The 19062-nt window shown below is 70.1% G+C and carries 16 protein-coding genes; 7 read left to right on the top strand and 9 right to left on the bottom strand.

The features are described 5' to 3' along the window. Window positions 1-21 precede the first annotated feature (21 nt). Window positions 22-978 carry a 2-hydroxyacid dehydrogenase gene (locus tag ABD883_RS11765; protein WP_345032291.1) on the bottom strand — a complete coding sequence of 319 codons (957 nt, stop codon included), beginning with the start codon at window positions 976-978 and terminating at the stop codon, window positions 22-24. 178 nt (window positions 979-1156) lie between these two features. On the opposite strand from ABD883_RS11765, the gene ABD883_RS11760 reads away from it, so the two are divergent. The 3 genes from ABD883_RS11760 to ABD883_RS11750 are packed head-to-tail and all read left to right on the top strand — an operon-like array spanning window position 1157 to window position 4513. Further along, window positions 1157-1834 carry a TetR/AcrR family transcriptional regulator gene (locus tag ABD883_RS11760; protein ID WP_175406965.1) on the top strand — a complete coding sequence of 226 codons (678 nt, stop codon included), beginning with the start codon at window positions 1157-1159 and terminating at the stop codon, window positions 1832-1834. After that, window positions 1831-3618, top strand: a complete 1788-nt coding sequence (locus tag ABD883_RS11755) for an MDR family MFS transporter (protein WP_345032289.1) — start codon at window positions 1831-1833, stop codon at window positions 3616-3618. The genes ABD883_RS11760 and ABD883_RS11755 overlap by 4 nt, the downstream gene beginning before the upstream one ends. Beyond that, window positions 3551-4513: a D-2-hydroxyacid dehydrogenase gene (locus ABD883_RS11750; protein WP_345032287.1), complete on the top strand. Its 963-nt coding sequence runs from the start codon at window positions 3551-3553 to the stop codon at window positions 4511-4513. Before ABD883_RS11755 ends, ABD883_RS11750 begins: the two co-directional genes overlap by 68 nt. 4 nt (window positions 4514-4517) lie before the next feature. Here ABD883_RS11750 and glpK read toward each other — a convergent pair whose 3' ends face one another. The 6 genes from glpK to ABD883_RS11720 form a co-directional block, all read right to left on the bottom strand. Further along, a complete protein-coding gene (gene glpK / locus ABD883_RS11745; protein ID WP_345032284.1) occupies window positions 4518-6011 on the bottom strand; it encodes a glycerol kinase GlpK in 1494 nt (497 codons plus the stop codon). 3 nt (window positions 6012-6014) lie between these two features. Continuing rightward, window positions 6015-7457, bottom strand: a complete 1443-nt coding sequence (locus ABD883_RS11740; RefSeq protein ID WP_345032282.1) for a glyceraldehyde-3-phosphate dehydrogenase — start codon at window positions 7455-7457, stop codon at window positions 6015-6017. A 130-nt stretch (window positions 7458-7587) separates the two neighbouring features. After that, on the bottom strand, window positions 7588-7899 hold the full coding sequence (locus ABD883_RS11735) for an antibiotic biosynthesis monooxygenase family protein (protein WP_137319884.1): 312 nt from the start codon (window positions 7897-7899) through the stop codon (window positions 7588-7590). 18 nt (window positions 7900-7917) lie between these two features. Then, the gene (locus ABD883_RS11730; protein WP_345032280.1) at window positions 7918-8661 is read right to left on the bottom strand and encodes a fructosamine kinase family protein; all 744 of its coding nucleotides are present in this window, start codon (window positions 8659-8661) and stop codon (window positions 7918-7920) included. Next, window positions 8658-9281, bottom strand: coding sequence for a DNA-3-methyladenine glycosylase (locus ABD883_RS11725; RefSeq protein ID WP_295687734.1), 624 nt, complete (start codon window positions 9279-9281; stop codon window positions 8658-8660). The genes ABD883_RS11730 and ABD883_RS11725 overlap by 4 nt, the downstream gene beginning before the upstream one ends. Further along, on the bottom strand, window positions 9278-10321 hold the full coding sequence (locus ABD883_RS11720) for a YhjD/YihY/BrkB family envelope integrity protein (protein WP_345032277.1): 1044 nt from the start codon (window positions 10319-10321) through the stop codon (window positions 9278-9280). The genes ABD883_RS11725 and ABD883_RS11720 overlap by 4 nt, the downstream gene beginning before the upstream one ends. A 149-nt stretch (window positions 10322-10470) precedes the next feature. Between ABD883_RS11720 and ABD883_RS11715 the strand changes: the two genes are divergently transcribed. After that, window positions 10471-11172: a DedA family protein gene (locus tag ABD883_RS11715; RefSeq protein WP_247618756.1), complete on the top strand. Its 702-nt coding sequence runs from the start codon at window positions 10471-10473 to the stop codon at window positions 11170-11172. A gap of 40 nt (window positions 11173-11212) precedes the next feature. Beyond that, a complete protein-coding gene (locus tag ABD883_RS11710) occupies window positions 11213-11665 on the top strand; it encodes a hypothetical protein (protein ID WP_345032275.1) in 453 nt (150 codons plus the stop codon). Between the two features lie 86 nt (window positions 11666-11751). Here the strand turns inward: ABD883_RS11710 and ABD883_RS11705 are convergent, their stop codons facing one another. After that, complete coding sequence (locus ABD883_RS11705) at window positions 11752-12792, bottom strand: glutathione S-transferase family protein (protein ID WP_345032273.1); 1041 nt, start codon at window positions 12790-12792, stop codon at window positions 11752-11754. Between the two features lie 129 nt (window positions 12793-12921). Here ABD883_RS11705 and ABD883_RS11700 point away from each other — a divergent pair, with 129 nt between their 5' ends. Further along, a complete protein-coding gene (locus ABD883_RS11700; protein ID WP_345032271.1) occupies window positions 12922-14001 on the top strand; it encodes an FUSC family protein in 1080 nt (359 codons plus the stop codon). 42 nt (window positions 14002-14043) lie between these two features. Here ABD883_RS11700 and ABD883_RS11695 read toward each other — a convergent pair whose 3' ends face one another. Beyond that, window positions 14044-15870 carry an AMP-dependent synthetase/ligase gene (locus ABD883_RS11695; RefSeq protein WP_345032269.1) on the bottom strand — a complete coding sequence of 609 codons (1827 nt, stop codon included), beginning with the start codon at window positions 15868-15870 and terminating at the stop codon, window positions 14044-14046. 279 nt (window positions 15871-16149) lie between these two features. Between ABD883_RS11695 and leuS the strand changes: the two genes are divergently transcribed. Then, entirely contained in the window at window positions 16150-19023 is a 2874-nt protein-coding gene (leuS, locus tag ABD883_RS11690) for a leucine--tRNA ligase (protein WP_345032267.1), read from the top strand. Window positions 19024-19062: the final 39 nt, after the last annotated feature.

The raw sequence follows: 19062 nt of genomic DNA, 5'->3' as shown, positions 1-19062 counted from the left end.
TCCTGAAATTGCCGTTTCGGGTCAGCCGATGACGTGCTGCGGGGTCTCGCCCTCGGCGAGCGTGAGGACGTTCGCGAGCGCCTTGGTGAACACCCGCTTGACGGTGTCGCGCGTCTGCGCACCGGCGTGCGGGGTCGCGACGACGTTGGGCGCGTCGAGGAGCGGGTTGCCGGCGATGTCGGGCTCGCCGGAGAACACGTCGAAGCCGGCGCCGGCGATCGTGCCGGCCCGCAGCGCCTCGGCGAGCGCGGACTCGTCGACGATCCCCGGTCGGGACATGTTGAGCACGATCGCGGTGTCGCTCATGAGCGCGAGCTGCTCGGCCCCGATCATCCCGCGCGTGTCCGCGGTGAGCGGGACGTGGATCGAGAGCACGTCGGCACCGGCCAGGAGCTCGGCGAGCTCCGTGTACTCGATCCCGATCTCGCGCTCGACCTCCTCCGGCTGCCGGAACACGTCGTAGTAGGCGAGCGTCATGTCGAAGGCCTTCATCCGCCGGGCGAGCAGCTGCCCGATGTGGCCGAGCCCGATGATCGCGGCCTTCCGGCCGGCGAGCTCGTAGCTCTGGTCGAGCCATTCGTTGGGGGTCCACTCGCCGCGGCGGGTGTTCGCGTCGAGGCCCGGCAGGTGCCGGGCGCAGGCGAGCAGCGAGGCCATCGCGAGCTCGGCGACGGCGACGGAGTTGGCGCCCGGGAGGTTCGCGACGAGGACGTCCCGTTCGGCGGCGGCTGCGAAGTCGATGCCGTCGGTGCCTGCGCCCACGCGCTGGATGATGCGCAGCTTCGGGGCGCGGTCCATGAGCTCGGCGGAGATCGTGCCGGCGCCGTTGAGGATCGCCTCGGCCTCGGCGAGCTCGGTATCGGTGGGGGAGTCCCCGGCCGGGATCACGAGGGTGGCGCGCGGCTCCGCGGCGAACGCCTCGTCGAGGATGTCGAGGACCTGCCGGTCCTTCTCGCCGATCCAGATGACTGTGCTCACTGCGTCCTCCTGGGATGCTCCGCGGGTGCGGCCGCTCGATCGGCGACCCATCTCGATTATGCACTGCGCCACGCAGCCCGCGGACGCGGAGTTCCGCTGCGCCACAGGTGGTTCAGATCACTGCACGACGTGCAAAGATGCACTTGAAGAAAACTTGCACACGGTGCAAACTTGTCGGGTGACCATCTCTCATGACACCGCTGCGCCCACCGCGCCGGCGGAGGAATCGCTCCGCGACCGCAAGGCCCGCCTCACCCGGCGGGCCATCCACGTCGCCACCGTTAATCAGGTGCATGCGCACGGACTCGATCAGGCCACGATCGCTCAGATCGCGGCCGAGGCCGGGGTCTCGACGCGCACCTTCTTCAACTACTTCGCCTCGAAGGAGGACGCGATCGTCGGGATCGCCGACCGGCTGCTCGACGACGAGCAGATCGGCGACTTCCTCGTCGGGCCCGTCGACGGCGCGGGCCTCGCCTCCGAGGTCGCCCGGCTCCTCCACACCGCGTTCCTCCTCACCTTCAACGACGACGAGGTGGCGAGCGCGCGGCGGCGCATCTTCGCCCAGCATCCCGAGCTGCTCGGGCGCCAGTTCGAGAAGAACCGGCAGCTCGAATCGCAGGTCGCCGAGGTCGTCGCCACCCGCATCCGGCAGCACGACATCGAGTTCGACACCGCCGAGTCCCCGGAGGCGATCGCCGACATGATCGTCCTCGTGTGCAGCGCCCCGCTGCGCGCCGCGGCGCGCAGACTCGCCGAGCGCGACGACTCCGGCGCCGACACCGGCGATGACCCCGAACTCTTCGACCGCTCCGTCCAGCTGTTCCTCGACGTCATGAAGGGCCCGACCGCATGAAGCGCATCACCCGCGCCGGCCGCGCCGGCGCCGCACCCGGATCACCGACCGCATCCCGCCCCGCCGCGCAGCCCGCGGCCGGCGAGCAGATGTCGACCGCCGCGATCCTCCTGCTCTTCATCGGTCTCATGGTCGCGATGTTCATGTTCTCCCTCAACCAGACGATCCTCGCCACCGCGCTGCCGACGATCGTCGGCGAGCTCGACGGCGTCGACCTCATGCTCTGGGTGTCGACGGCGTTCATGCTCGCCTCCACCGTGATGATGCCGATCTACGGCAAGATCGGCGACCTGTTCGGCCGCAAGCCGCTCTTCATCTTCGCGATCATCATGTTCATGGTCGGCTCGCTGCTCGCGATGATCGCCCAGGACATGACCCTGCTCATCCTCGGCCGCGTGTTCCAGGGGATCGGCGGCGGCGGCATGATGATCCTCGCGCAGTCGATCATCGCCGCCGTGGTCCCTGCCCGCCAGCGCGGCAAGTACATGGGCTTCATGGGCTCGGTGTTCGCCGTGTCCTCCGTGGCCGGCCCGCTCATCGGCGGGTGGCTCACCGAGGGGCCCGGCTGGCGCTGGGCGTTCGCGATGAATTTCCCGCTCGGGATCTTCGCGATCATCTCCGCGCTCGTCTTCCTCCGCATCCCGCGCACCCACAACGCCGTCCGGCCCAAGGTCGACGGCGCAGGCATGGCGCTCGTCGCCCTCTTCACCTCCGCGATCATCCTCGCCTCCGCATGGGGCGGCCACCAGTACGACTGGATCTCCCCGGAGATCATCGGGCTCGTCGGGATCGCCCTCGTCGCCGCGGTCGTGTTCGTGTTCGTCGAGCGCCGGGTGAACGAACCGGTGATCCCGATGTGGCTGTTCAAGGACCGCAACTTCGTGCTCTGCACGGTCGCCGGTCTGACGATCGGCGTCGCGATGTTCGGGGTGCTGAGCTACATGCCCACCTATCTGCAGATGGTCCACGGGATCGACGCCACGGTCGCCGGTTTCATGATGGTGCCGATGATGGCGACGATGCTGGTGTTCGGCACCGCGATCGGGTTCGTCGTCGAGAAGACCGGGCGCTACAAGATCTACCCGATCCTCGGCTTCCTCTGCGTCTTCGCCTCCCTCGTCCTCATGTCCTTCATGAAGGCCGACACACCGGCCTACTGGTCGGTCGTCCACCTCGCGATGCTCGGGCTGGGCCTGGGACTGACCATGCAGCTCCTCGTACTCATCGTGCAGAACTCGTTCCCGGTCACCGTCGTCGGCACCGCCACGGCCTCGAACAACTTCTTCCGCCAGATCGGGGCGACCCTCGGCATGGCCGTCATCGGCTCGATGTTCACCGAACGCCTCATGACCCAGCTCGCCACCTCGCTGCCGAGCACGGGCGCGGGCTCGGGGACCACGGCCAACCGGCTCACCCCGGAGGCCGTCTCCGGGCTGCCGGGACCGGTCCACGAGCTCGTCGTCACCGCCTACAACGACGCCCTCATGCCGCTCTTCCTGTGGGTCAGCCCGCTCGTCCTCATCGGCTTCGTCGCGGTGCTGTTCATCCAGGAGCGGCCGCTGGCGACGAAGATCGAGCGCGGCGACGACCGCAGCGTGGTCCCGCTCACCGAGCAGACCGACGGCGCCGAACAGATCGACGGCACCGAGCAGACCGAGGCCGCGGACCCGGAGCGCGCTACCGTAGAGGGAGCCGACGACCCCCAGGAGGCCGACGATGACCGCGCTGACGATCCTCACCGCAGCCCACAGGCCGCGCCCGCCGGCGCTCGATCGCCTGAATGACACCGCCGAGGTGCGCTGGACCGAGGCGTCCGGCCTCGCCGAGGCGCTGCCGGGCGCCGATGTCCTCCTCATGTGGGACTTCTTCTCCCCGGCACTCGTCGACGCCTTCACCGCCGCCGACCGGCTGCAGTGGATCCACGCCGCCTCCGCCGGGGTCGACTCCCTGATGTTCCCTGCACTGCGGGAATCCGGGGTGCGGGTGACGAACGCGCGCGGCGTGTTCGATCGGCCGATCGCGGAGTTCGTGCTCGCGTTCATGCTCGGCTTCGCCAAGGACGTCCCCGGCTCGCTCGAGCTCCAGGCCGAGCGCACCTGGCAGTGGCGGGAGACGGAGAACCTCGCCGGCTCCCGCGCGCTCGTCGTGGGCACCGGCTCGATCGGCCGGGAGACCGCCCGGCTCCTCACCGCGCTCGGCGTCGAGGTGCGCGGAGCCGGCTCGCACGCCCGGTCCGGGGACCCGGACTTCGGCGACGTGCTCGACTCCGCGGAGCTCCCGCGGCTCGTGGGCGACATCGACTGGCTCATCGACATCGCCCCGCTCACCCCGGCGACCACCGGGCTCATCGACGCCGAGGTGCTCGCCGCCCTGCCGCCGCACGCCCGGCTCATCAACGTGGGCCGGGGTGCGACCGTGGTGACCGACGACCTCGTCGCCGCGCTGCACAGCGGGGAGATCGCCGGGGCCGGGATCGATGTCGTCGACACCGAGCCGCTGCCGCCTGAGCACCCGCTGTGGTCGTGCCCGAACCTCATGATCACCGCGCACATGAGCGGTGACACGCACGGCTGGACCGACCGGCTGGCCGAGCAGTTCATGGCGAACTGGGACCGCTGGCTCGCAGGGGAGCCGCTGCTGAGCCCCGTCGATGTCGAGAAGGGCTACGCAGCCGGCTGAGGAGTCACTCGACCCAGCCGAGCGAGCGCTGCACCGCCTGGTCCCAGCGTGCGAGAACACGGGTGCGCTCGTCCGCGGAGATCTGCGGCGTCCACGACTCGCGGTGCACGGCGAATGCCGCGACCTCCGCGGTGCCCGAGTGCACCCCGGCGCCGATCCCGGCGGCGAAGGCGGCCCCGAGCGCGGTGGACTCGACGAGCTCGGGGCGGACGACCTCGCAGTCGGCGACATCGGCTTGGAACTGCATGAGGGCGTCGTTGACGCTCATCCCGCCGTCGGCGGCGATCCGGCGGATCGCGAACCCGGAGTCCTCCCGCATCGCGGTGAGCACCTCGGCGGTCTGGAAGGCGGTGGACTCGAGCGCAGCCCGGGCGATGTGCGCCTTCGTGGAGAAACGGGTGAGGCCGACGAGCGTGCCGCGGGCATCGGAGCGCCAGCGCGGGGCGAACAGGCCGGAGAACGCCGGCACGAAGTACACGTCCCCGCAGTCCTCGACGCTCGCCGCGAGCTCCTCGACCTCCTGCGAGGTGCGGATGATGCCGAGGGAGTCGCGCAGCCACTGGACGAGCGAGCCGGCGACGGCGATCGACCCCTCGAGCGCGTACACGGGATCCTCACCGGCGATCTCGTAGGCGACGGTGCTCACGAGCCCGTGCTCGGAGCGTCGGATGTCCCCGCCGGTGTTCGTCAGCAGGAAGCAGCCGGTGCCGTAGGTGTTCTTCGTGTCGCCGGGGGAGAAGGCGCACTGCCCGAACGCGGCGGCCTGCTGGTCGCCGAGCACCCCGGTGATCGGCACCCCGCCGAGCAGCTGCCGGTCCGCGACCCGCCCGAACTCGCCCACCGAGGGCCGGATCTCCGGGAGCAGCGCCGCCGGGATCCCGGTGAGCTCGAGCATCCGGTCCGACCAGGTGCGGGTGCGCAGGTCCATGAGCATGGTGCGCGAGGCGTTCGTCGGGTCGGTGACGTGGATCCCGCCGTCGGTGCCCCCGGTGAGGTTCCAGATCAGCCAGGTGTCGACGGTGCCGAAGAGGAGCTCCCCGGCCTCGGCGCGCTCGCGGATCCCGGGGTCGGAGTCGAGCAGCCAGAGCAGCTTGATCGCGGAGAAGTACGTGTTCACCGGCAGCCCGGTGATCTGCTGGATCTCCTCGGCGTGCTCGGCGAGTGCGGCGACGTGCTCACCGCCGCGGGTGTCCTGCCAGACGAGCGCCCGGTGGACGGGGCGGCCGGTGCTCCGGTCCCACAGGATCGTCGTCTCGCGCTGGTTGGTGATGCCGAGCGCGGTGATATCGCCCTGCGTGAGCTGGGCGGACCCCATGACGCGGCCGATCACCTCACGGCTCGTGCGCCAGATCTCCGTGGCATCGTGCTCGACGTGCCCGGTGGCCGGGAAGTGCTGGGTGAACTCCTGGGTGTGAGACGCCGCCGTGCGGCCATCCTCGGAGAAGATGACCGCACGGGTGGACGTCGTGCCCTCGTCCAGCGCCAGGACGAAGCCCATGGCTCAGGCGCGCGCGGGGTAGGACGGGGTGTCGACCCCGGCCATGTCGGCGATGCAGCGGACGACCTGGCAGGAGTACCCGAACTCGTTGTCGTACCAGACGTAGACGACGACCCGGTCGCCGTCGACGATCGTCGCCAGCCCGTCGACCACACCGGCGCGCTTGGAGCCGACGAAGTCGCTCGACACGACCTCGGGGGAGGCCATGTAGTCGACCTGGTTGCGCAGCGGGGAGTGGAGCGAGGTCTCGCGCAGGAAGGTGTTGAGCTCCTCGACCGTGGTCTCGCGCGCGAGGTTGAGGTTGAGGATCGCCATCGACACGTTCGGGGTGGGGACGCGGATCGCGTTGCCCGACAGCTTCCCGGCGAGCTCCGGCAGCGCCTTCGCGACGGCCTTCGCCGCGCCGGTCTCGGTAAGCACCATGTTGAGGCCGGCGGCCCGGCCGCGACGCTCACCCTTGTGGAAGTTGTCGATGAGGTTCTGGTCGTTGGTGAAGGAGTGGACGGTCTCGACGTGGCCGTTGCGCACGCCGAACTCGTCGTTGAGCGCCTTGAGCACCGGGGTGATCGCGTTCGTCGTGCACGAGGCCGCGGACACGACGGTGTCCTCGGGCAGGATGTCGGCGTTGTTGACGCCGTAGACGATGTTCTTCACGTCGCCCTTGCCCGGTGCGGTGAGCAGCACCTTGGAGGCGCCCGGGCACGCGAGGTGCTTGCGGAGGCCGGCCTCGTCGCGCCACTTGCCGGTGTTGTCGACGATGATCGCGTCGGTGATGCCGTACTGCGTGTAGTCGACGGAGGAGGGGTCGTCGGAGTAGATCACCTGGATGAGCACGCCGTTGGCGAGGATGGTGTTCTTCTCCTGGTCGACGACGATGGTGCCGTCGAACTTGCCGTGCACCGAGTCGCGGCGGAGCAGGGAGGCGCGCTTGACGATGTCGTTGTCGCCGCCGCGGCGCACCACCACCGCGCGCATGCGCATCCCGGTGCCGCCGGCGCGGTCGATGAGGATCCGGGCGAGCAGGCGGCCGATCCGGCCGAAGCCGTAGAGCACGACGTCGCGGGGAGCGGGCTCGTCCTCGGCCGCCCCGCCGATCGCATCGCCGAGCTGCTCACGGAGGAACGCGGTGAGGTCGGTGTCGCCGGCCTCGCGGTGGGCGGCGGCGAGCCGGCCGAGGTCGATCCCGCAGGAGCCGAGGTTGAGGCTCTCGAGGCCCTCGACGATCGCGAGCGTCTGCTCGACGTCGAGGTCGGTGCCGTCGAAGTGGCGGGCGTAGCGGTGGGCCTTGATGATGCCGTTGACCGACTTGTTGAGCAGACTGCGGCCGTACACCGTGAGGAGCACATCGTTGTTGCGATAGAGGCGGCCCACGACGGGGATCATCCTCTCTGCGGCGTCCTGCTTGGTCGCCCACTCCTGCATCTTCGCAGTGGTCTGGTCAGTCACCTGTCGGTCCCTTCAACGTCGAACAGAGGATACGCATCGATTTTACCCGGTGTGTCCAGGAATGCGGACCGCGCGGTCCGCCCGGGCCCGCGGTGCGGTCGGGTGCGGCGAGCGGTCGCGCCGGAGCGGTTCAGCCGCCGATGCTCAGCGCCGGCACGAACTCGAGGAGCTGGGAGCCGGTGGCGACGGGTGCCGGCCGGTCGCCGCCGGAGTCGTGGGAGCGGGAGAAGGCCCGCGAGGCCTTCCAGCCCTCGTAGGCCTCCTCGTCGGCCCATTCGGTGAGCACGAACCACTGCTCGGAGCCGTCGGTGGGCTTGAGGAGCTGGAACCGGACGAACCCCTCGAGGTCCGGCAGCCGGCCGATCGCCGGCTCGAACCGGGCGACGATCTCGTCGCCGGTGTCCGCGGGGATGGTGAGGGCGTTGATCTTGATGACTGTCATGTCTTCCATCCTTTCATCTCAGGCGTAGCGCTCGGCGAGCCGGGCGGTGGACTCCCGGTAGCCGCCGCCGAACAGCACCGCATGGGCGGCGAGCCCGAACAGCTGGTGGAGGCCCAGGCGCTCGCGCCAATCGGCCCCGAGCTCCGCCGTACCGTAGGCGTCCTCCCAGGCGGCGAGGATGTCCTGCAGATGCGGGGCGCCGAACAGGGAGAGCATGGCGAGGTCGACGAGCGGGTGGCCGGCGATCGCGGCCGGGTCGATGAGCGTGCCGCCGGCCTCGGTGAAGAGGAGGTTGCCCGCCCACAGGTCGCCGTGGAGGCGGGCCGGCGGGGCATCGTCGTCGAACTGCCCGGCGGCGAGCCGGTCGATCACCGCACCGAGTGCGGGGATGCCGGGGTCCAGGAGGCGGGCGAGGGATGCGAGCCGCACGGCGCTCGCCTCGCCCATCGACTCCGAGCTCGCGGTGTCGATGGGCAGCGGCTCGGACAGCGGGCCGAAGAAGTACTGCTCGACACCCGGCGGCAGGGTGCCGTGCGGCGGGCACGGCGCACGGTGGAGGGCGGCGAGCCCGGCACCGAAGGTGCGGGCGGCCTGAGGGGTGGGCGGCACCTCGGTCAGCCGTTCGAGGTCGAGCGCGTGGGCGTGGACCGCGCGCACCTCGACGACGGGCACGGTCCGGGTCTCGGCGAGCCAGCGGAGTCCGGCGGCCTCGGTGGCGAAGAACCCGTCGGGGACGTGGGAGGCGGACTTGCGGTACGTCATCGGCGGGCCTTCCTCCGGCCCGGGACGAACGCGGACACCGTGGGGTCGCCGGGGATCCGGAACCGCCAGGGGAACACCGCGGGATCGGCGCCGTCCCCGCTCACCCCCACGCGCGGGCCGGTGACATGCTCCACCGGCGCCGGCGGGGTCGCGAAGGTCCATTCGCCGCCGAACAGGTCCGCGCCATCGGTCTCCGGACCCGCCCCGAAGGCCTGGGCGACGCAGCCGGGCCCGCGCGCCAGGTCGCGGTCGCGCAGCGGGGTGCGGCGCCGCACGGAGCGGCGGGCGCGCACGAGCTCATGGCCGGCGGTGACCTCGCCGGCGCGCAGCAGCAGACCGGTCGGGGCGCCGGCGGCCTCGCACACCATGTTGAGCGAGTGGTGCATGCCGTAGATGAAGTAGCAGTAGAGGTGGCCGGGCGGGCCGAACATCGTGGCGTTGCGGCGGGTCCGACCGCGGTAGGCGTGGGAGGCGGGGTCGATCCGGCCGTCGTACGCCTCGACCTCGGTGATCCTGATCGACACCGGCTCGACACCGGGCTGCCGGCGGGTGAGGACCCCGCCGAGCACCTCCGGCGCGACCTCGAGGACCGGCCGGTCGAAGAAGGCCCGGTCGATCACGCGTCCTCGTCGTCGCTGATCCGCTTGAAGCCGAGGATGGTGAGCGCGATGAGGCCGGCGCCCGCGCCGAGCGCGAGGATCGAAGCACCGAGCTCGGATTCCTGCTTCTCCTCGTACTTCCGGGGCGCGGGCGGGATCTCGCCGAAGATCGGCTGGTCGTCGGCGGTGCCCATCCAGGCGGCGACGACGAGGATGATGCGGGCGAACACGTTCATCGACAGCATGATCGCGATGACGGGCCCGAACAGCGCGGCGGTGGGCGAGCCGGAGAACAGGTCGATGAGCAGGGTGGCGAGGTTGAGGAGAACGGTGAGGGCGACGGCGCCCATGAGGGAGCCGAGCATGCGGGTGCGCTTGGGGATCGGGGTGACCGGGATCATCGTGAACATGAACATGAAGATCAGCCACGACATCGCGAGCGTGATGAGGATCGGGGTGATGGTGAGGACCGGGATGACCCAGCCGGGCAGGCCGAGCCAGTCGACGATCGTCGTCTGCAGGCCGGTGCCGATCACGGTGAGTCCGATGGTGATCGCGGCGCCGACGAGGATGCCGAGCAGGGTGACGATGTTGTTCACCGTGCGGACGATGAAGTTCTCCTGCGGCTTGGCACCCATCTCGCTGCGCAGCTGGGCGCGGATCGCGTCCTTGAGGTTGCCGATGAATCCCTGCGCGGTGTAGAACGCCGACAGCACACCGACGAGGCCGACGGCCTGCCAGTTGTCGAGGAAGTTCTGGAGCATCTCGACGAGGGCGTCCTGCCCGGGTGCGGCGTCCTCGAGGAAATCGGTGATCGTGCCCACCCATTCGGGGCGCACGACGTCGAGCACGAAGCCGAGGGCGGCGAACGCGAACATCAGCGTGGGGATGAGGGCGAGGACGAGGAAGTACGTGATCGCCGCGCCGAACTGGTTGCCGAGCCGCAGGTTGAAGCGCTCGACCGTCGCCATGAGGTGGCGCACGGCAGGCTTGCGCATGAAGCCGCCGCCCGCCTTCGCGGCCGACTGCGAATTCGTCAGGAGGCGTTCGCTGGATTCCATGTCCTCAATATTCCTTGCTCGTCACTCGACATTCGGCATGCGGGGCTGCGGATCCGACTGTACTGCACCCACGATCGTACCCGGGGAGCCCCGTCGCCCTGGGCGTGGCCTGGAGGGGGAGCTGTCACCGGGTCGTTAGGCTGTCGTGCATGACTGCAGACGTGACGACGATCGCGGCCGCCGGGTCCGGACAGGCGCTCACCGGCTTCACCGGCTGGGTGGTCTCGGTGATGGAGAGCCTCGGTGCCGTGGGCGTGGGCCTCATGGTGGCGCTCGAGAACATCTTCCCGCCGATCCCCAGCGAGCTCATCCTGCCGCTCGCCGGATTCACCGCCTCCCAGGGGTCGATGAACCTCGTCGCGGCGATCGTGTGGGCGACCATCGGCTCGCTCGTCGGCGCCATCGCGCTGTACTACATCGGCTACGTGTTCGGCCTCGACCGGCTGCGCCGCTGGGCCTCGAAGATCCCGCTCGTCGACATCGACGACATCGACAAGACCGTCGCGTGGTTCGAGCGCCACGGTCAGGCCGCGGTGTTCTTCGGTCGGATGGTGCCGATCTTCCGCTCCTTCATCTCCATCCCCGCCGGTGTGGAGAAGATGAACCTGTGGCTGTTCATGGCGCTGACCACCGCCGGCAGCGCGATCTGGAACACGATCTTCGTCGTCGCCGGCTACCTGCTCGGCGAGAACTGGCACGTGGTGGAGAACTACGCGGGGATCTTCCAGAAGATCGTCATCGCGGTCATCGTCATCGCCGTCGTGTGGTGGGTGACCCGCCGCATCCGCCGCAACCGGAGGGAGAAGCACCTCACCGAGCAGATCGAGGCCGAGGGCCCCGAGGCGCGCTGAGCGGGATCGGACCACGGTCAGCGAGGATCGGGGACGGACGATGAGCACGCAGAGCTTCACAGCGATCGCGGGGTACGCCGCCCTGCTGGTCTCAGCGGTGGGCTACCTCGTGTGCAGAATCGTGCTGATCGGGTATATGGAGTCCGGAGTCGGCGTCGTGGAGACGGTACCGATCGGAATCGCTCTGGGAGTCCTCGCCGTGGCGGCGGGAGCCGTGGGAGCGTGGTTGCTCGTCCCGGAACGGCGAGTGGCGCTCGTTCTCGGATTCGTGTTCCTCCTCGTCGCGGGGCCCACTCTGCTCGGTGCGATCGTGAACCTCACCGATTTCCTGTCAGCGACCGGATACAACGCCTTCGGTGCGCTCATCATCATCATGATCGGCAACAGCGTCCTGCCGTTCGGAGCGGTCCTCGCGCTGCTGATCGCAGTGTGGTCCGCAGTCCGGCAGCTGCGTGCGCGACGCGCCGCTCGCACCCCGCCACCACCGAGCTGACGGGAACGGTACGACACACGTGGGGCCCGGCACCGGGAGTGCAGGGCCCCACGGTGAGTACGAGACCAAGGTGATGAGCGCGCGGCTCAGGTCCAGGCGGCCGCGGTGTGCGCCGGGTCCACGGTGTCGTGGGGGAGCGGCGCCTCGGGCGGGGTGCCGGTCCCGAACGGCGAGCCGCCGAACCGCTCGTCGCGGCCGTGCGGGCTGAGCCAATCGGAGAGGTCCGGGCCGATCGGCACGATCTGCGTGGGATTGATGTCGGTGTGGACGATGTAGTAGTGCTCCTTGATCTGCTCGAAGTCCACGGTGTCGCCGAAGCCCGGCGTCTGGTAGAGGTCCCGGGCGTAGCCCCAGAGGTTCTCGAAGTCGCTGAGCCGGTTGCGGTTGCACTTGAAGTGGGAGTAGTAGACCGGATCGAAGCGCACGAGCGTGGTGAACAGGCGGATGTCGACCTCGGTGATCGCATCCCCCATGAGGAAGCGCCGGTCGGCGAGCCGGTCCTCGAGCGTGTCGAGGGCGGTGAACAGTCGGTCGAAGGCCTTCTCGTAGGCCTCCTGCGAACCGGCGAAGCCGCACCGGTACACCCCGTTGTTGACCTCGGTGAAGATGAGCTTGATGAGCGGGTCCATCTCCGCACGCAGCGCCTCCGGGTAGAGGTCCGGTGCGCCCTCCCGCTGGAAGCCGCGCCACTGCGCGGAGAAGTCGAGCGTGATCTGGTTGTAGTCGTTCGTCACGACCTTGCCGCTCGGCACATCGACGATCGCCGGCACGGTGATGCCGCGCGGGTAGTCGGGGAACCGGGCGAAGTACGCCTGCTGGAGGCGTTCGATGCCGAGCACCGGGTCGCGCCCGTCCGGGTCGAGGTCGAAGGTCCACGAGCGCTTGTCGTGGGTGGGGCCGGGCATGCCGATCGAGATCGCGTCCTCGAGGCCGAGGAGTCGGCGGGCGATCATCGTGCGGTTCGCCCACGGGCAGGCGCGCGCGGCGATGAGCCGGTAGCGGCCGGCCTCGACCGGCCACTCGGCCTGCGGATCGTCGAGGATCCGGTCGGTGATGTAGTTCGTGTCCCGGTTGAACTCCTGGCCCTTGGTGACGTAGCTGCCCTTGGTGTCGTGCTCCGCGTCCACGGTGCCCTCCTGTCGCTGACTGGGGTGTTGGTGACTCCGGTGCCGCCTCGAGGGTGTCCCGGGCAGCGGTGCGCCGGTCTGCGTTCATCCTGTCATATGCACCCGGGGCCGCGGATGTGAGACGATCCGGTGCGGTGGGCGCCGGGCTGGATGTGGCCGAGGTCGCTCGGCCTCCTCGACGTCGAGGCCGGGCTGCGCGCCGGGATCTGCGTGCTCATGCCGCTGCTCGCCCTGCTGCTCGCCGGCGTCCCGCACCTGTCGGCCTATGTCGCCTTCGCCGCCTTCACCTCCCTCTACGGCCGCTCGGAGGCCTACCGCTCCCGCTGGGTCACGGTGAGCACCGCCGGCGCGACGTTCCTCCTCATCATCGCCGCGGCGATGCTCGTCGCGCTGCTCGGCGGCCCGCCGGTCGCGACGGTGATCGGGCTCATCATCGTCTCCGGGCTCGGCGTCGTGCTGTCCTCCGTCATGGGCTGGGTGCCGTTCGGCTCGGTGTTCTTCGTCTTCGCCTTCGCGGTGATCTCCTCGATCCCGCTCACCGCGGGAGAGTTCTGGCCCAGGTTCGCGCTGTCGGCGGGCACGGTGATCTTCTGCGTGCTCGTCGCGCTCCTCGGGTGGCTGCCGCGCAGAGTCCGGGGCGGGCACCGGCGGCACCTCCAGCAGCTGCGGAAGGTCACCCGCACACCGGCCGCGCTGCGCGATCCCGTCGTGTGGCTCCACGCGGGTGAGACCGCGCTCGGGGTGGTCACCGCACTCCTGCTCGCCGCGGGCCTCGGGCTCAGCCACTCCTACTGGGCTGCGGTCGCGGTCGCGGCGTGCATGCCCCGCCCGCACGCACCCCGGCAGGTCACCCGGATCGCGCACCGGGTCCTCGGCACCGCCGTCGGGGTGGTCGTCACCGGTCTGATCCTGCTCGCGGAGCCCTCGATCGCGGCCACCATCGTCGTCGCCGCGGTGTGCCAGGTGCTCGCGGAGCTCTTCGTCGGCCAGGTGTACTGGTTCGCGCTGCTGTTCATCACGCCGCTCGCGCTGCTCGTCGGGCAGCTCTCCGTCCCCGCGCCGGTGTCGCTCATCCTCACCCACCGGGTGCTCGACACGACGATCGGCGGTGCCGTGGCCCTCGTGCTCGTCCTCGCCGGCACCGGTGCGGCGGTGACCTGGCAGGAGCACCGACGGCGCAACGCCGACGGGGCGGCCGCGCGGACCTGACTCCGGACGGCCGCCCCGTGCGGGCGCAGATGGCTCCCGGCGTCAGGCGCCGGTGGTGCCGGGTCGCGTGTCGGTGGAGTAGATCGATTCGATGACCTCGGTGAAGTCGCGGTCGATGAGGTGGCGCTTGACCGACTGCTTGGCCGACAGGTAGCCGTTCTGCTCCGACAGCTCGGTCGGCACGATCCGGAACTCCTTGATCCCCTCGGCCTTGGACACCGTCTGATTGGCCCGCTCGATCGCGCGGGACACCGCCTGCTGCACGCGCTCGTGCCCGGCGGCCTCCTCGAGCGACATCGCCGGCAGGCCCTTGTTCTCGAGCCACGCCGGGAGCATCTCCGGGTCGAGGAACACCAGTGCGGAGATGAACTTCCGGTTGTCGCCGATGACCACCGGCTGAGCGATGATCGGGTGGCGGCGGAGCTGGTCCTCGAGCGGCGCCGGGGCGACGTTCTTGCCGCTCGAGGTGACGATGAGCTCCTTCTTGCGGCCGGTGATCCGGAGGTAGCCGTCGGCGTCGAGCTCGCCGATGTCACCGGTGGCGAACCAGCCGTCGACGAACGACTCCGCGGTGGCCTTCTCGTTCTTCCAGTACTCGCGGAACACGCTCACGCCCTTGGCGAGGATCTCGTTGTCCGGGGCGATCGCGATCGCGCAGCCCGGCAGCGGCACGCCGACGGTGCCGATCTTCGAGTTCGCGGTGATGTTCACGGTGATCGGCGCGGTGGTCTCGGTGAGCCCGTAGCCCTCGAGCACGGTGAGCCCGATGCCGCGGAAGAAGTGGCCGAGGTGCTCGCCGAGCGGCCCGCCCCCGGACACCGCGTGGGTGGCCTCGCCGCCCATGACCGCGCGGAGCTTCGAGTACACGAGGCGGTCGAACAGTGCGTGCTGGACCCGGATGCCGAGCGGCACGGAGCCGGTGCCGAGGGCGCGGGAGTAGGCGACGGCGACGGATTCGGCGCGGCGGAAGATCTTGCCCCTGCCGCCGGCCTCGGCCTTGGCGAGCGCGGAGTTGAAGACCTTCTCGAACACGCGCGGCACGCCGAGGATGAAGTTCGGCTTGAACGAGGCGAGCGAGTCGGTGAGCTTGGTGAGGTCCGCGCTGTGGGCGAGCACACCGCCGGTGCTGATGGTGAGCACCTGGATGAAGCGGGCGAACACGTGGGCGAGCGGGATGAAGAGCAGGCAGCGCGCACCGGGGCGGGCGACCTCGGGCAGCTGGTGGGCCGAGGCCTGCACGGTCTGCACGAAGTTGGCGTGGGTGAGGACGCAGCCCTTCGACTTGCCGGTGGTGCCCGAGGTGTAGATCAGAGTCGCGACGTCCTCGGAGGTGACGGAGGCGCGGCGCTCCTCGAGCTGCTGCTCGGACACCGAATCCCCGGCGGCGCGGAGCTCGGCGAGGCCGGCGCCGTCGTACACCCAGATCGTCGCCTCGCGGCCCTCGGTGGCCCGCACGATCCGCTGCGCGTGCTCCTGGGACTGGACGAAGCCGCAGGTGACCTCCGCGTCCTCGATCATCCACATGAGCTGGTCGTTCGACGAGGTCTCGTAGAACGGCACGGTGACGCCGCCGGCGTACCAGATCGCGTAGTCCGCCAACGTCCACTCGTAGGCGGTCTGCCCGAACAGGCCCACCCGCTGGCCGCGCTCCACGCCCTTGGCGATGAGCCCGCGCGCCACGGACCTGACGTCGTCGAGGAACTCCTGCGCGGTGACCTCGGTCCAGCCGTCGCCGGCGGGCTTGGCGAGGAGCGGCGCCTGCGGGTCGACGGCGACCCGGGCGAGCAGGGTGTCGGTGGTCGACGAGGTGGTGTCGAGGACGAATCCCTCGATCGGCGTGACCGACTGGACCATGGTGTTCGCTGTCATGTGCAAGTCTCCTTCGATTGCGACCGGTGCGGACGGCCACGGACTCGGCGTGCGGGCGTCCCCTCGATCCTAGGGCGGATCGCGGAGCCCGGTGGGAGTCCGGCGCGGAATCGTTGCCGTTTCTCCATACTTCCGCCCGGCTCGGGCCGGGGCCGCCGCCGAGACGCGCGGCTACTGACTGGTAGCCTACCGGCGATCGCCGCCGTGCCGTCGCCTCGCAGCCACGGGGGCCAGGGCGTACCATGGAGGGGCCCCTGATCCGCCTGTGAAAGGACACCCATGACCTCTGCCGCCGAGCAGCCCGATCCCGTTGATTTCCGCTACGACGCGGAGCTCGCCGGACGGATCGAGACGAAGTGGCAGCAGCGGTGGCAGGAGAACCGGACCTTCGCGGCGCCCAACCCCGTCGGCGATCTCACCGAGGTGCCCCGGGGCGTGCGCGCCGCCGACCTCGAGCCGGTGTACCTCATGGACATGTTCCCCTACCCCTCGGGCAAGGGGCTGCACGTCGGGCACCCGCTCGGCTACCTCGCCGTCGACGTCTATGCGCGATTCAACCGGATGCTCGGCAAGAACGTCATGCACTCGCTGGGCTACGACGCCTTCGGCCTGCCGGCGGAGCAGTACGCGGTGCAGACCGGCCAGCACCCGCGGGTCACCACCGAGGAGAACATCGCGAACATGCGCCGGCAGCTGCGGCGGCTCGGACTCGGGCACGACGACGCCCGCACCTTCGCGACGACCGACCCGGAGTTCGTCAAGTGGACGCAGTGGATCTTCCTGCAGATCTTCGACTCCTGGTACGACCCCGAGGCGCGCGACGGACAGGGCGGCGCGCGCCCGATCAGCGAGCTCGTCGCGCAGTTCGAGGCCGGCCGCGACACCGGCACCGGTTCACCCTGGTCGGAGCTCGACGCAGCGGCCCGTGAGGCCGTGCTCCAGCAGCACCGCCTCGCCTACATCTCCGAAGCCCCGGTCAACTGGTGCCCCGGCCTGGGCACCGTGCTCGCGAACGAGGAGGTCACCGCCGAGGGCCGCTCGGAGCGCGGCAACTTCCCCGTGTACACCCGCAGGCTCAAGCAGTGGAACATGCGGATCACCGCGTACGCCGACCGGCTGGCCGACGACCTCGACACCGTCGAGTGGCCGGCCGCGGTCAAGCACATGCAGCGCCACTGGATCGGCCGCTCGACCGGTGCCGTGCTCGCCTTCGACGGCCCCGACGGCGTTCCGCTCGAGGTCTACACGACGCGCCCGGACACCCTGTTCGGCGCGACCTCGCTCGTGCTCAGCCCCGAGCACCCGCTCGTCGACGCCGTGACCGCGGAGTCCTACGCCGCGGACGTGCCGGAATCCTGGCGCGGGGGAGCGGCCACCCCGGCCGAGGCGGTCGCCGCCTACCAGCAGCGGGCCGCCCGCCTCACCCCGGTCGAGCGGCAGGAGAGCCGTGAGAAGTCCGGCGTGTTCACCGGCACCTCGGTAACCAACCCCGCGACGGGGGAGTCCATGCCGGTGTTCGTCGCCGACTACGTCCTCATGGGATACGGCACCGGCGCGGTCATGGGCGTGCCGGCCGAGGACCAGCGCGACTGGGACTTCGCGCGCGCCTTCGGCCTGCCCTACATCCGCACCGTGCAGCCGGCCGAGGGCCACGACGAGGACTCCGCGTACACGGGCGAGGGTGCGAAGATCAACTCGCGGAACGCGGAGATCGACCTCGACGGCTTATCCGTCGACGAGGCCAAGGAGCGCATGCTCGCCTGGCTCGAGGGCAAGGGACTGGCCCGGGCGACCACGCAGTACCGCCTGCGCGACTGGCTGTTCTCCCGCCAGCGCTACTGGGGCGAGCCGTTCCCCATCGTCTACGACGAGGCCGGCACGCCGATCGCGCTGCCCGCCGACCAGCTGCCCGTCGACCTGCCCGAGGTGCCCGACTTCTCCCCGCGCACCTTCGACGCCGACGACCTCGACAGCGAGCCCGAGCCGCCGCTGGGACGCAATGCCGACTGGGTGAACGTCACCCTCGACCTCGGCGACGGCCCCAAGGTGTACCGCCGGGAGACGAACACCATGCCCAACTGGGCCGGCTCATCCTGGTACCAGCTGCGCTACGCGGACCCGCACAACGACGAGAAGCTCGTCGACCCGGCCAACGAGGCCTACTGGCTGGGACCGGACGCGCCGGGCGAGTCCGGCGGCGTCGACCTCTACGTCGGCGGCGTCGAGCATGCCGTGCTCCACCTGCTCTACGCCCGGTTCTGGCACAAGGTGCTGTTCGACCTCGGCCACGTGAGCTCCTTCGAGCCGTTCCACCGGCTCATCAACCAGGGCTACATCCAGGCCTACGCCTTCACCGACGAGCGCGGCGCCTACGTGCCCGCCGAGGAGGTCGAGGAGCGCGTCGAGGGCTCCGAGTCGACGTTCTGGTACGAGGGCAAGCAGGTCTCCCGCGAGTACGGGAAGATGGGCAAGTCGCTGAAGAACATGGTGACCCCGGACCAGATGTACGCCGAGTACGGCGCGGACACCTTCCGGGTGTACGAGATGTCGATGGGTCCGCTCGAGCAGTCCCGCGCCTGGGAGACCCGCGCGGTGAGCGGCGCGCAGCGCTTCCTGCAGCGCGTGTGGCGCCTCGTCGTCGACGAGGCGACCGGGGCCTCGCGCGTCACCGAGGAACCGGCCGACGACGCGACCCGGGCAGTCCTCCACCGCACGATCGCCGGGGTCCGCGAGGACATGGAGCACCTGCGATTCAACACCGCGATCGCCAAGCTCATCGTGCTCACCAACCACCTGACCAAGGTGGGCGTCGCCCCGCGCGAGGTGATCGAGCCCCTCACCGTCATGCTCGCCCCGCTCGCCCCGCACCTCGGCGAGGAGATCTGGGAGCTGCTCGGCCACAGCGGGACAATCACCTACGTGCCGTTCCCGGTGCACGACGAGCGCTACCTGGTGCCCGACACCGTGACCTGCGTCGTGCAGGTCAAGGGGAAGGTGCGCGAGCGGCTCGAGGTCGCCCCGGACATCGCCGCCGACGAGCTCGAGGCACTCGCGCTCGCCTCGAAGGGCGCGCAGCGCTCGCTCAACGGCGCGGGAGTCCGCAAGGTCATCGTGCGCGCCCCGAAGCTCGTCAACATCGTGCCCGACGCCTGACGCGGTAACACCGGTGTCACATCGAGTCGGTAGCCTGGG

It is taken from the genome of Brevibacterium pityocampae, assembly GCF_039541555.1.
Taxonomy (GTDB): Bacteria; Actinomycetota; Actinomycetes; order Actinomycetales; family Brevibacteriaceae; genus Brevibacterium; species Brevibacterium pityocampae.
This window is presented reverse-complemented; position numbering and strand designations above follow the sequence as displayed.